This window comes from Paenibacillus sp. BIC5C1 (assembly GCF_032399705.1).
GTDB classification, from domain to species: Bacteria; Bacillota; Bacilli; order Paenibacillales; family Paenibacillaceae; genus Paenibacillus; species Paenibacillus taichungensis_A.
Window position 1 is genome coordinate 4,396,697 of sequence record NZ_CP135922.1, and the last position, 14,026, is coordinate 4,410,722.

At 47.0% G+C, this 14,026-nt stretch carries 10 protein-coding genes; all 10 read right to left on the reverse strand.

What is annotated here, in order from left to right:
- Positions 1–28: 28 nt before the first annotated feature.
- Positions 29–1,315, reverse strand: a complete 1,287-nt coding sequence (hflX, locus tag RS891_RS19460; RefSeq protein ID WP_315792940.1) for a GTPase HflX — start codon at positions 1,313–1,315, stop codon at positions 29–31.
- A gap of 119 nt (positions 1,316–1,434) precedes the next feature.
- Positions 1,435–2,406 carry an AAA family ATPase gene (locus RS891_RS19465; protein ID WP_076289088.1) on the reverse strand — a complete coding sequence of 324 codons (972 nt, stop codon included), beginning with the start codon at positions 2,404–2,406 and terminating at the stop codon, positions 1,435–1,437.
- Between the two features lie 109 nt (positions 2,407–2,515).
- Complete coding sequence (locus tag RS891_RS19470; protein ID WP_076289087.1) at positions 2,516–3,079, reverse strand: ribonuclease FAU-1 family protein; 564 nt, start codon at positions 3,077–3,079, stop codon at positions 2,516–2,518.
- Positions 3,080–3,362: 283 nt separating this feature from the next.
- Positions 3,363–6,029: a transglycosylase domain-containing protein gene (locus tag RS891_RS19475; RefSeq protein ID WP_315792941.1), complete on the reverse strand. Its 2,667-nt coding sequence runs from the start codon at positions 6,027–6,029 to the stop codon at positions 3,363–3,365.
- A gap of 168 nt (positions 6,030–6,197) precedes the next feature.
- Positions 6,198–6,440 (reverse strand): RNA chaperone Hfq, encoded by a 243-nt coding sequence (gene hfq, locus RS891_RS19480; RefSeq protein ID WP_017687918.1) that lies wholly within the window; start codon positions 6,438–6,440, stop codon positions 6,198–6,200.
- A 234-nt stretch (positions 6,441–6,674) separates the two neighbouring features.
- A complete protein-coding gene (locus tag RS891_RS19485; RefSeq protein WP_315792942.1) occupies positions 6,675–6,896 on the reverse strand; it encodes a hypothetical protein in 222 nt (73 codons plus the stop codon).
- Positions 6,897–7,128: 232 nt separating this feature from the next.
- Positions 7,129–8,076 carry a tRNA (adenosine(37)-N6)-dimethylallyltransferase MiaA gene (miaA, locus tag RS891_RS19490; protein ID WP_113052176.1) on the reverse strand — a complete coding sequence of 316 codons (948 nt, stop codon included), beginning with the start codon at positions 8,074–8,076 and terminating at the stop codon, positions 7,129–7,131.
- The gene (locus RS891_RS19495) at positions 8,060–8,845 is read right to left on the reverse strand and encodes a class I SAM-dependent methyltransferase (protein ID WP_315792943.1); all 786 of its coding nucleotides are present in this window, start codon (positions 8,843–8,845) and stop codon (positions 8,060–8,062) included. The genes miaA and RS891_RS19495 overlap by 17 nt, the downstream gene beginning before the upstream one ends.
- Positions 8,846–8,862: 17 nt before the next feature.
- The gene (mutL, locus tag RS891_RS19500; protein ID WP_315792944.1) at positions 8,863–11,085 is read right to left on the reverse strand and encodes a DNA mismatch repair endonuclease MutL; all 2,223 of its coding nucleotides are present in this window, start codon (positions 11,083–11,085) and stop codon (positions 8,863–8,865) included.
- A 21-nt stretch (positions 11,086–11,106) separates the two neighbouring features.
- Entirely contained in the window at positions 11,107–13,908 is a 2,802-nt protein-coding gene (gene mutS / locus RS891_RS19505; protein ID WP_315792945.1) for a DNA mismatch repair protein MutS, read from the reverse strand.
- Positions 13,909–14,026 lie beyond the last annotated feature (118 nt).

Consider the following 14,026-nt stretch of genomic DNA (forward strand, 5'->3'; position numbering starts at 1 on the left):
AACTTATCATACAAATATGTCATCGATGTTACAGTTGTATGAAATCTTCAAGTAAATAACCGAATTTCTCATATTCGCCTTTTTGCAGTTCCACTTCATAAATTACATCATTATCTTCAAATGTGGTCTCAACTACATCACCAATTTTGTAAAGTACAGATGTAAGATCACCACGCTCAGCCGGAATACGGAACCGTTTCGTGTCACCAGTCAACTCAGCCTGGATAAGCTCCCGAATTTTCAGCAAGTCGTCCGCATCCAGAGCACTCACTTTAATATGCTCTTTATCCAAAGGTAGCATTTCAAGCTGCTCCGGTGTACAAGCATCCTTTTTGTTATACAATACCAATTGAGGCTTGTCCCCTGAACCCAGCTGCTGCAAAATGGTGTGTACCGTTTTCATCTGATCTTCACGCATGGCAGACGATGCATCGACCACATGTAATATAAGGTCCGCTTCATTTACTTCCTCCAGCGTTGCACGGAAAGCCGCAATCAGATCATGAGGAAGGTTCTGGATAAACCCAACCGTATCTGTGAGTACGATTTCTTTACCACTTGGCAGTTCCATCGTCCGAGAGGTTGGATCCAGTGTGGCAAACAGCTGGTCTTGAATATACACATCTGCCGCCGTTAATTGTTTAAGCAAGGTGGATTTACCCGCATTCGTATAACCTACAAGGGCTACCTGAATGATACCCGTCTTTTTGCGACGCTCCCGGTGCAGCTTGCGATGACGTGTCACTTCTTCCAAATGACGCTTCAAGTCATCAATGCGGCCACGAATATGTCGACGATCCGTCTCCAGTTTACTTTCACCTGGACCCCGCGTTCCAATTCCCCCGCCAAGTCTGGACAAATTCTTCCCGTGACCCGACAAACGTGGTAACAAATAGCTCAACTGAGCCAATTCAACCTGAATAATACCTTCTCTCGTGTTGGCGCGCTGCGCAAAGATATCCAGGATCAGCTGGGTGCGATCAATAATTTTGAGATCCAACGCTTCTTCCAGGTTACGAACCTGAGCACCAGACAGCTCCTGGTCAAAAATAGCTGTTGTTGCTCCCATTTCCTCAGCTATTGCACGAAGTTCTTCCACTTTCCCCTTACCAATGAACCATTTGGTGTCCCGGGTTTTCAGGTTCTGTGACAATACACTCAGCACTTCCACGCCTGCTGTCTCGGCGAGTTTTACCAACTCCTCAAGGGAGTACTCCGGGTTAATACCCGAGCGTTTGACCTCATCGGTAACCAGACTCACCAACACGGCGCGATCCTTCTTCACCATATCTGTATCATGTGTGCCATTTGTCATCGTGTATATTCACTCCTTCTAATACGTTTCCGCATATATTCTGTGCCACCATGGTTTCATGGCATGCTTTAAGCCGAACCGGTTAACCCGGCCGGCTGCTTTAAAAATTATATTATCGCTTACTTTTGATCAAACTTCAAATCCTCTGTGCGGATAGTCATCAGCTCCAGTTTTCCCGGATTTCCTTGGGTATACTGTTCCAATAGTCGAACTGCCTGATGACGAATCGATCGTTCAATGGCATTTCGGACATATCGGGCGTTGCTAAACGCATGAAGAGACTCATTTTTTTCCTGAAGCAGATGCTGCTTTAGTTTGAGTATGGTCTGTGGCATGAGAATATAGTCACGTTCCTTGGCCATAATTTCGGAGATTTGTATCAATTGATCAATGCTATAGTCTGGAAATTCAACCTGGATTGGAAAACGGGAAGGTAATCCGGGATTCGTCTGCAGAAAAAAATCAATTTCTTCCGAGTAGCCCGCCAGGATGAGTATAAATTGATTCTTATTATCTTCCATTGATTTTACAAGTGTATCGATAGCTTCCTTTCCAAAATCCTTCTCGCCCCCGCGAGCCAGACTGTACGCCTCGTCAATAAACAAAATTCCACCCAATGCCTTTTTGACCAAGTCTCTGGTTTTCTGTGCCGTATGCCCAATGTATTCCCCGACCAAGTCTGCACGTTCCACTTCAATTAAGTGCCCCTTACTCAATACACCCATCTTCTGAAAAAGCTTCGCAACAATTCGTGCTACCGTTGTTTTTCCGGTTCCCGGATTGCCTTTGAAAATCATATGATACACGTGCGCCCCACTTATCAGACCAGCTTCGGTACGCATCTGGGCAATCTGTAAGAAAGCATAGATTTCAAATACTAAATCTTTGATATTTTCAAGTCCAACCAGTTGCTCTAACTCGCCTTGAATTTCCTGAAAATGCGCATGTTTGGCTAAGCCTTTTGCTGCTTGTATTGCTGTCTCTTCTTCTTTGACCAACATCTGAGGTTCCTGGTTACGTAAAACAACATTAATTTGTCTGGATGGTCTGCCTCCCGGTTGCCCTCCTGCAGCCATGACCCGTCCGTTCATTCGCCATCACCTCTATTTTATCGGGCTGAACTCTCCTGATTATTAATGTATTCTATCAGGTGCTCTAATATTAGAAGGATGGCGAAGAATTATGGGACTTTTCCATGACTCAAATCTGAATATTTTTTCTAAACTCCCCATTCTCAAACAGGGTTTGTCTATGCTTCAGAGACAGTTGGAAATATGGAAACACATGTGCATCAATAGCATGCAACAATTCCTTTGCTGTCCGGTTAGCCAGATCATAATCCCCCGTCGTAATGTGCTTACGAGAAAGAGCATCTTCAAGTTCATCCTCGTCCAGCAAAAATATTTCTCCATCTTTCAGGACAACGACATCCAGATACAGATCATCAAACCACGGAACACCCTGATCGGTTATGCCCTGGCTACGGCATGTATCAATGTACCATTCAACAATCCGCTCCTGATCATCAAACATGGCCGTAACAACAAAGTGCTCGCCTTTCGGATAATACTGCAACCATGAATAACCTTTATCCGCAATGCAGAAGGTACTTCCTCCATAGGTCTTCCACAAAGGCTCTTTCAAATCTTGTATCGTATACAGCGTAATGTAACCCGTAAAAATTTTGGATTGAACGAACCGGCATGTAAATTGTCGGTTCGTAATCCGGCGCCAGTTCGCGCGGTCCCCGAATTTCCGTTTCATACGAACCCCTCTTTGCCGACCACAGGTCCGTGACCTGCTGATATTGGTGAACAGCGAATAACGTCCGCATTACCGATTCCACAAGTGCCTGAATCCGCTTTGCACAACGTATTACGAATAGTTACAGCTTACCATATTTAAGTTATACACTCAAAATCAAGCTTTACCCCATCTATTGGAGAGCTATGGTTCCATGCCAAACATTACACAAACCAAAAAACCTGCTTCCCCAACATCAGGGAGCAGGTTTTAGGCTGTAATTAATTAATGCGGCTTATTCTTGTTAACCGCCAGTTCCAGCTTGAGAATCAGTAGGTGTATCCGTTTCTCCTGTGTTACCGTTGTTTCCACTATCTGGTGGCGTGACCACTTCGCCTGGTGTCGTTACAGATCCATCATTGGAACCCCCACCCGTACCTCCAGGCTCTGTCGTTCCCTGTCCAGGCGGTGTGTTTCCTTCTCCGGTCTGTCCGTTCCCTTGACCTGTCCCGCCATTGTTTCCATTTCCATTATTGCCGTTACCATTATTACCATTTTCATTTCCGTTACCGTTGCCATTGCCATTGTTACCCTCAGAACTTCCATTCCCCGGGGAACCGTTGTCTGGATTTTCGGTTCCAGGCTGTTCTGTACCTGGTTCAGTTCCTGGCTCCGTGCCCGTATCTGGCTGTTCCGGTTCCAATTCTTCCGCTTCTATCATCAGCGATATGATATTGGACGGATCCGTTTCCTGTCCGGAAGCCAAATCATATGCTGTTACATAATACTCATAAGTGAGACCAGGGAGCGCACTTAGATCCTGCGCACTGGTCGAACCAACAGCATCAATGAGGTGAGTGAACTGTCCCTCAGATGTTTCTTTTCTGTAAATCCGATACTGTGTAGAGGAATCCCCCGTTGCAGTCCAATTTAACGATACAGTTTGCGTAGATGGATCATAAGCACCATTCAAACCACTCACTGAAAGCGTTGGTTGCTCTGGTTCTTTTTCCGGTGGAGGTGTCTGGGCACCTGCTGGAGCTTTGAAGTCCTTCACAGGAACTCCTTTCAAAGCATCCCCCATAACTTTGGCAAAGAACGCCGCTGACAGCTTACTGCTATTTTTGAGCATATGGTTTGCATCTGGATTGTCGTAACCCATCCATACTGCCGCAGTCCATTCCGGCGTGTATCCGACGAACCAAACATCACGGTTGGCGCTGTTGCCGGAAATACCACTTTGAACGGTCCCCGTCTTACCAGCAACTGGTCGATCCAGACGTGCTGAACGACCTGTACCGTCATTCACGACATTTTGCAGCATCTTAGTCAGGGAATAAGCATTTTGCTCACTCATGACACGTGTTGTTTCCGATTTATCGTGTTTATAGGTCGTTTTCCCCGCGCTATCCTTAATTTCCTTAATGGAATACGCCTGCTGGTACTCTCCCAGATTAGCGAACGCACTATAGGCTTGCGCCATTTCCAGCGTATTCGTCCCTTTGCTAAGACCACCCAGCGCGATCGCCAGGTTTTTGTCTTCATCCGTAAGTTGGATACCTACGCTTTTTGCAAACTGAACACCTGTATTCACACCAATTTTGTTTAGGAGCCATACTGCCGGGATATTCTCCGATTTTGTAATGGCATCCGTCATGCTAATGGTTGAAGAGTATCCATGCAAGTTACCCGGACAGTAATTGCCGAAACATTGCTTTTCATTACTGAGAGCTGAGTTTGCATTGTAATTACCTGATTCAAGAGCCGGTGCATAAGTCACAATCGGTTTAAATGCCGATCCAGGTTGTCTGCGGCTTTGTGTTACCCGGCTGTAGCCCTTTGTTTGATAATCCCTGCCGCCCATCAAGGCGACGAGACTGCCGTTTTCATGGTTCATAATTACCATGGAGCCTTGAACGGGCTGATCATCTTTACTTGACTCAAACAAACTATCATCCGAGAAAGCACTTTCCATGGCTGTTTGTGCCTGAGCATCCATCGTCGTGTAAATTTTGTACCCGCCGATATTCAGATCATCCTCCGTTTTACCAGTCACTTTTTCTGCTTCACGAAGAACATAGTCGATAAAGGCTTGATACTTTTGATCTTTCTCAGGCGGTGTATAGTCATAATCAACTGCTTTGGCTTCATCCATTTGCGCCTTCGTGATGTAACCTTGCTCATACATGAGCTGCAATACGACAGCGCGACGTGCCTTGGAATCGTTGGGATTGCTCAGCGGGTTATAAGCTGATGGCCCTTTCGGCATCGCTGCCAGTGTCGCAATTTCCCATAATTCAAGCTTGTTTAAATCTTTTTTTCCAAAATAAAATTCAGAGGCAGCCTTAATTCCATAACGCTGATGACCAAAGAAAATCCGGTTCAGATACATCGTCAGAATTTCGTCTTTTGTGTACTTGCGCTCCAATGCCATTGCAATGGAAACCTCCGTCGCTTTACGGAAGAAGGTTTTGTCACGGGACAAGAACATATTTTTCGCAAGCTGCTGAGTCAGTGTACTACCACCCTCCACCATGGAGCGGGCCATGACGTCTTTAACCGCCGCCCGTCCGATGGACCAGATATCCACGCCCTGATGCTCGTAGAATCGTCTGTCCTCCGTAGCAACAAAAGCTTCCTTTACCAAATCCGGGATATCTTCTTCATTGACCGGCTCCAGCTTTTGAATGGACAACTCGCCCATTAACTGACCGTTACGATCATATACTTTCGAAGTTTCATTGATTGTTGTTTTGTCCTTGTTGGCTTTGAGCAGATTTTCACCACTCACCATAATAAATAAATATCCACCCAGTGCACAGAATATGGCGATTGCCATGGTGAAAAACAGTGTCCATCCAACGCGTTTACCCGTAATTTTTTTCTTTTTAGAGGTCTTTGGCTTCGCTTTTTTGGTTGACTTGTTATTGTTGTTGCGATTGTTAGACCTCGACAACGGATCGTTTGGCATGTTACCTCCTGACTCCCTTTCAGTTGCATGATTTCTATTCGTCTGCTGGCTCAAACTCCTATAGAGCTTATTTTGCCCGGAATGAAAAGAACAACCCTTATTCAGGTTGCTCTGTTTCAATTCCTATACATGTAGACGAAATGGTTGATAAAAAGGTTTCGTAATTTTTTAAGCTTCGCCGCTATTATCTTGCTGCATCAGCGATACGCTGCGTTGCGGCGTGAACGTGGAGATGGCGTGCTTGTAGACCATTTGCTGGCGTCCGTCGCTGTCAATGACGATCGTAAAATTGTCAAATGCCTTGATCGTTCCGCGGATTTGAAAGCCATTAGTCAAATAGACTGTAGCTGGAATGTTTTCTTTCCGCAGTTGGTTCAAGAACGTATCTTGGATGTTGATGGACTTGTTCATTAGCCGTACCCCCATTGGTTCATTTGAATTCGTGTTATAAGTAATATTCAATATCGCTGAGTAGCTTTCGTGCTATTATATCATGAACGGATTCATATAATCCACAAAAACCCCTTGTCTGCTATTTTGCACCTATGCCTGAGCTTCGCTTGCAACTAGAAGACTTATCCATTATACACCGCTTGTCAGAATTGCAAAAGAGGGACAAATTCTACCTTTTTCCACGCTTCCCTTCTACCTTTCTTGATTTGTATACGGTTTCTCTTCTTCTCTGACTAGCGTAATATTTTTCCGATTCTTTCTATCATTGATCAAGAGTTTCAGGTATGTATTGGTATTGATTAGAACAATAATTAACCAAATTAAGGCTACAAGACCTCCAATGGCGAAACCAATTCCAATCAATCCTGAGAAAAAGAGATATAAACTCGCCACTCCGCTCGGTTCTGTACTCATAAAATCTCCCCCTCACCTTAGAAATAAAACCAAATAAACTGTCATGTGAATTCATTTTAATATTTATGTTATTTTTTTACAATGAATTTCTCTGCTTAAATCTGTAGTCACCACCGATTATCCCCTCTTTTAATAATGTCATTTCATATAAAAAAAGTAAAACCTCTACCTTTTATTTCTAAAAGATAGAGGTTCAAAAGTCCTAATAGGTGGCAAATTCCACCTTCGATATTCAGTCAAACTTGCGTTTTATCATCTCACATACATGGGCATAATTCCCTGCAAAATCTTCCGTATCCGTCATATCCACCCATTCAATGTCTTTCATATGCCGGAACCAGGACAATTGCCGCTTGGCAAAACGACGCGTATCCCTTTTCAGCCACTCCACCGCAGCATCCCAGCTTACTTCACCCTGTAGATAAGCCGCAATTTCCTTATAGCCGAGTCCCTGCATGGAGATATGTCCTCTCGCTACGCCACGCTCCAGTAAAGACTTAACCTCATCTACCAGTCCCTGCTCGATCATAAGATCAATTCGCTCTTCCACTCGGGCATACAACTTCTGACGATCCATTGTCAACCCCACAATAAGCAGGTCATATGGGGACTCTTTTTTCTGGGAAGCCAGCTGCTCGGACAGCTTCTCACCTGTGAGGTGATAGATCTCCAGTGCACGGACAATTCGGCGCTGGTCATTCGGATGCAGTCGCTCTGCGCTAACCGGATCGATGACCCTCAGCTTATCATGTAACGCCTGCGGGCCATGTTGCTCTGCATAACGGAACTGTTCATCCCGGAACGCTTCATCTGAACCGCTGTCCGAGAATTGAAAGCCGTAACATACCGATTCCACATACAGACCAGTACCACCAACAATAAAAGGCAACTTGCCACGCTCATGGATTTCCCCAATCAGACGTGTGCAGCTCTCCTGAAATTCCGCCACGGAATAGGGGTATTCCGGTTCGTGGATGTCGATAAGGTGATGGGGAACACCCTTCATTTCATCGCGAGTAATTTTGGCCGTTCCGATATCCATTTCGCGATATACCTGCATCGAATCCCCCGAAATAATCTCGCAATTGAACGCCTGTGCAAGCTCAATACTCATTCTTGTTTTGCCTACAGCTGTTGGTCCAACCAGCACAAGCAGCTTCGGTTTAGCTTCCGCTTTCAACATTAATCACTCCGTACAGTGTTTTTGCATTGCCCCGGTCATGTACTTCAAAACCGAGTCTTGTAAACTCCGCGCTGCCGCGCTTCTCTTTCATAACTACCCGCTTGCGGGCAACTCTTTTCGCTTCAATAATACTCTGTTCATCCAAAGCGCTTGGATTCGCATAATCTCGCAAAGGCTGAATGGCGCTTGAATCAAGCATCGGTTCACGGAACATCGGATCGAAATATACCGTGTCACAGCTTCGGTCTGGCAAGGAACGCAGCAAATCGAGATGATTCGCATGCCGTAGCTCAATGCGCCGAAAAGCTTCGTTTACCGCAGGCTTAATGCTCTCATACTGAGACATGCCTTCTACTAATAACGTGTACAGTGGCAGGGAGCTTTCACAGGCGATGACCTTACCAGTTTTGCCTACAGCAACCGAGAATACCAGTGCATCGGTGCCCAATCCTGCTGTACAATCGATAACGGTATCCCCTTCAAGGATCGCCCCCGCGTCCAGCATCGGATCAGCTTCTCCGTTTAACACACGTTTGGCCCGAACAAATCCCATACTGGGGTGAAACTCAAGCAGCGGTGAATCGGGACGAAACAAACGAACTTTCCCCTGAAGCACAACTACAATTTCATCTATCCCATAATGTGCAATCAGTGCAGGCAAAGACATTTTTTTGCGCGGTACATAGGTCCCTCCTGTTGTTTCCGCCAGGTTTCGTGCACGTTCCACAAGGTGGCCTGCTTCCTTTTCACCGGTTGTAATATACATAACTTCCTCCTAAATAGCTACATGACCCGTTTGAACAATTTCTCCAGATCATAGGTTGAAAATGACACCACAATCGGTCTCCCGTGTGGACAAGTATATGGTTGACGGCAAGAACCTAGTCGCTGAATCAACACTTCCGCCTCCTGATCCGTCAATTTCTGATTGGCTTTGATAGAAGCCTTGCAGGAGCACATAATGGACGCCGCTTCTCGCATCTTGGCAACATCAATACTACGTTCACTCAGCACCCATTCTGACATCTCTTCAATAATGTCTTTCTCATCCCCCTTAGGGAACCAAAACGGATGGGATCTCACCCGGAAAGTCTGCCCACCGAAATGTTCCAAATAGACACCTGCCTGCTCGAACCAAGCCAGTCTTGTTTTGAGCTTTTCGGTCTCGGATGGTGTGAACTCCAGTGTAATGGGCAGCAGCAACTCCTGCGAAGCCTGAGCCGGATTGCCAAACTGCTCGTAGTAATATTCATAATTCACCCGTTCATGGGCTGCATGCTGATCAATCAGATATAGACCATCTTGATTTTGTGCAATCAAGTACGTCCCGTGGTGCTGCCCAATCAGACTTAGCTCGGGAAACGCAGGCATGGAAACATCCGACTTAATGGCGGATGCCAGCCTTGCCGGGTCCGGTAAACTTGGAGCCTTCCAGCTCCGCTCTCCTTTTGCAGCCACTACAGATGAATTATATGATGAACGCCCTTCTCTAACCGGAGAATTCACCGAATTAGAACGATACGCAGAAGCCTGAGCCTGTGAAGTAGATAACCCCTTATCTTCAGTTGGAGGTAATGCATCTTTCGCAGCACGATCTGCGTTAGCACCCGTACTTCCACTCACAGTAGAAGCAGCTGGATCGCTATGGGAGTTTTCGTCAGGACCATAATTTTGCTCCAGGACATTAGATCCTAGATCTCCGATCAACATCCCGAACGGATCATAGGATGGTGGTATCTCGGGTGGGGCTTCAGGCAACGGCAGCGTCTGACCCTCACCGGCTCCATCAGGAACTGATTGCACATTAGACGGAGCCACATCAGCCGGAGCATCCAGATCATCGTCCTCTGAAGTCGTTTTATCGAGGCCAGCAGTTTTCCCTAATGGACCCTGTTGCCCATACCCTGCAGATTCCGATTCGTCCTTTAAAGGACCTCTTGGGAACAGAAACTGTTCCTGAATAAAGGAACTGTTATCTCCACGTCTGATTTGCTGCTTGGTTACCTGGGGAATGAGCACTTCCTTACGTAAGATTCCACGCAGTGTCGTTTCCACAAACTCGTACAGCTCCGCTTCCTTGCTAAAACGAACCTCCAGCTTCGCCGGATGCACGTTCACATCGACCAGGGATGGATGCATTTCCAATTGCACCACGACAAGTGGGAAGCGATTAATGGGCAGCAGCGTATGATACGCTTTTAGAATAGCCTGGTTGAGTCCGTAATTCCGAATAAATCGTCCATTCACAATGGTTGACATGCCTCCACGATTGGCACGAGTCCATTCCGGCAAACTGATCAGCCCACTCACACGATAGTCTAGACTTTCCCCCTCAATGGGAAGCATCGCTTTCGCGGCACTGGTTCCATAGATCGCTGCAACCACTTGCAGTAAATCCCCATTGCCCAACGTTTGAAGTAGCGTGTTTTCATTATGTCGCAGCGTGAACGAGATATTAGGATGAGACATCGCCATGCGATAAAGAACATCCGAGATATGTCCCAGCTCAGTCTGGATCGTTTTCATATATTTAAGTCTAGCCGGCGTATTGAAAAATAGTTCTTTTACCTCAAAGTCAGTGCCTTGAGGTGATGCCTCATCCTCATGTGAAAGAAGTTTGCCACCCTCAATCACGATTCGGCGTCCTCGCCCGTCATTCCCACTGGCCGATAATACTTCCACTTTGGAGACAGCCGCAATACTCGCCAAGGCCTCCCCCCGGAATCCAAGACTTGTGATCTGGAACAGATCGCGGCCATGAGCTATTTTACTGGTTGCATGACGATAGAAGGCCTTCTCCATATCCTCCGGCTCGATACCGGAACCATTGTCTTTGACCCGAATGCGGAGCAGTCCGCCTTCTTCCACCGTAACATCAATTTTGGAGGCGCCTGCATCCACCGAGTTTTCGAGCAGCTCCTTAACGACTGAAGCTGGCCGTTCAACCACCTCACCTGCCGCAATCTGGTTGGCAATATGTTCATCAAGCACGTGAATTTTCGCCACAGGTTTTCCCCTCCCCTATACTCAGGATAATTGCTGTGCCTTTAATTTGAGATCATTTAGTATTTGCATCGCCTGAAGTGGCGTCATATTCATTACATCAATATCTTTCATATTACGAATAAACTCCCTTGCAGGCTTGTCAAGAGCAACTACCTCCGTTTTCGGAGTTACACTTGGTTCTTCATCCCCAAAGATGGACAGTTGAACCACATCGGCATGTTTGGAGACTGAATGCTGCTTGCTGGTTGGTTTATTAACGTGTTGTTTCCGTGCTGGATCTTCAGTCGCCACAGCCGATTCAATAGTTTCAACAGACTCCCCCTCACGGATTAATGAAGAATGATCTGTCGACTGGAACTGCACGCGCTGAACATGGTCATCACGTTGCTGCTTATCATTCCCGACAAATTCGCTGCCAACCGCCACCTGAGCCGCCGCATGCTCAAAACCGTGCAGCAAGCCATTCGCACGTTCAATAATGCTGTCCGGCAGACCTGCAAGCCGCGCGCAATAGATTCCGTAGCTGCTGCTGGCAGCCCCGGCGATCAATTTACGCAGGAAATTAACCTTGTCCCCGCTCTCCTGAACGGCCATCGAGTAATTCGCCAACTTGTCCAAACTCTCTTCCAAATGAGCAAGCTCATGGAAATGAGTTGATACCAGCGCTTTGCACCCAATGATATCGTGCACATATTCAATGACAGACTGGGCAATCGCCATTCCCTCACTGGTAGACGTTCCCCGGCCCAATTCATCAATAATAATCAGGCTGCGTGGTGTTGCTTTATCCGTCATGACCTGAATGTCGGCCATCTCCACCATAAACGTACTTTGTCCGCCGATGAGATCGTCTGCCGCACCAATCCGTGTGAAAATACGATCCATTATCGGTACTTCAGCTTGCCCAGCTGGCACGAAACAGCCAATCTGCGCCAGAATCGAAATCAGTGCCACCTGCCGCATATACGTACTTTTCCCTGCCATATTTGGGCCGGTAATCAGCAGAATACGCGCCTCATCCTTCTGCATCGCAGTATTGTTGGCAATGAAAGCTCCATCTCGCATCACTGCTTCAACTACCGGATGGCGCCCTTGTTCTAGGACCAGATCGTAACCATCGGTCAATGTAGGTCGTACGAAATTGCGCTCTGCACTGATGACGGCAAAGGATTGATACACATCAATCTCCGCGACCAGCTCAGCCAGTTTTTGCAGTCTGGCGATCTCCTGATTAAGCCGTTCCCGCAATTCCGCGAACAGGCCGTACTCAATATCAACCATCTTGTCCTGTGCTTCCAGAATCAGCGTCTCTTTTTCTTTCAGCTCCGGTGTAATATAACGTTCAGCATTGGCAAGGGTTTGTTTCCGCTCGTAACGGCCTTCTGGCAGAGAAGCCAGATTCGACTTTGTAATTTCAATATAGTATCCAAACACCTTGTTGTAGCCAATTTTCAGCGAGCGAATGCCTGTAGCTTCACGCTCTCTGGCTTCCAGTTCAGCAATCCACTGCTTGCCATTCACCGAGGCTTCCCGGAGCTCATCCAGCCGCTCGTGGTACCCTTCACGAATTAAGCCGCCATCACGCACGGAAACCGGCGGCTCATCCACGATAGCCTGACCAATTGCATCTCGCAAATCACTGCAATCATCCATAATACCAGCAATGTGCTGTAGCGTCGTGGAAGGCGAAGCTGCACAATACTGACGTAGCCCCGGAATTTTGTCCAGTGACACCTTCAGTGCATTCAGATCCCGGCCGTTGGCGTTACCGAAGGCAATCCGACCCACCAGGCGTTCCAGATCGTAGATGTCTTTGAGTTCTGCACGCAGGTCTTCACGCAATATAAACTGGTTATACAGCGTATCTACTGCTTCCAAACGTTCATTGATTTTGCCTTTTTGCAGCAATGGTTTATCGACCCAACGACGCAGCATCCGGGCACCCATGGACGTCTCTGTGCGGTCCAGGAGCCAGAGCAGTGAACCTTTTTTCGAACGCTCACGTACCGTTTCCACCAGTTCCAGATTGCGCCGAGTAAAGGGGTCCAGAATCATAAAGTGATCGGGCTCATACGTTGAAACCTGTGTCAATTGGCCAAGTGAACGCTTCTGAGTCTCACTTAAATAGGAGAAAAGACGCGCTATACAGGCTTGACGTTCAGGCTCCAGACGTGCCCATACCGCTTCGCCGAATTGCTGACGCACCAAATCTTCTTTGCTCTTCGTCCATGGTGTATACACCACAGGTCGGCCAATTGGAGATGCCTGGGTAGCCACCGTATCCAGCAAGGCAGCATCCCCCACCAGTTCCGAAGGTTCATAGATCCCAATCTCATCCTTGAGCCACTCTTGCGAGTACGGAACTGACGTCACATAGAGCTCTCCTGTGGACAAGTCACAGGCAGCCAGTGCAAGTGTGTTCTGGTTCCCTGTCAGGCAAACCATATAGTTGTTGGACTTGTCCCCCAATGTCTTACCTTCCATTACCGTACCGGGTGTTATAACTCGTACAATTTCACGCCGTACCATGCCTTTGGTTACTGTTGGATCTTCCATCTGTTCGCAGATGGCTACTTTGTATCCTTTTTCAATCAAGCGCTGTATGTAATTGTCAGCCGAATGATAAGGCACACCGCACATCGGGATTTTATCTTCTCCCCCACCTGCGCGTGCTGTTAAAGTAATTTCTAGTTCACGGGAAGCATTAACTGCATCCTCAAAGAACATTTCATAGAAATCACCTAATCTAAAAAAAAGAAAAGCGTCCTGCGCTTCGGCCTTCACTTGCAAATATTGTTGAATCATTGGCGTATACTGAGCCATGAGTATCCTCCATCCGTTCCATTGTTGTCAGGAAGAGAAGCTGTCCCGGAAGGAGCAATAAGGCGGTTAGGCACCTTAATCGTGCCGCCGCCTCATGTTTCGGCATCCGCCGCTTCCC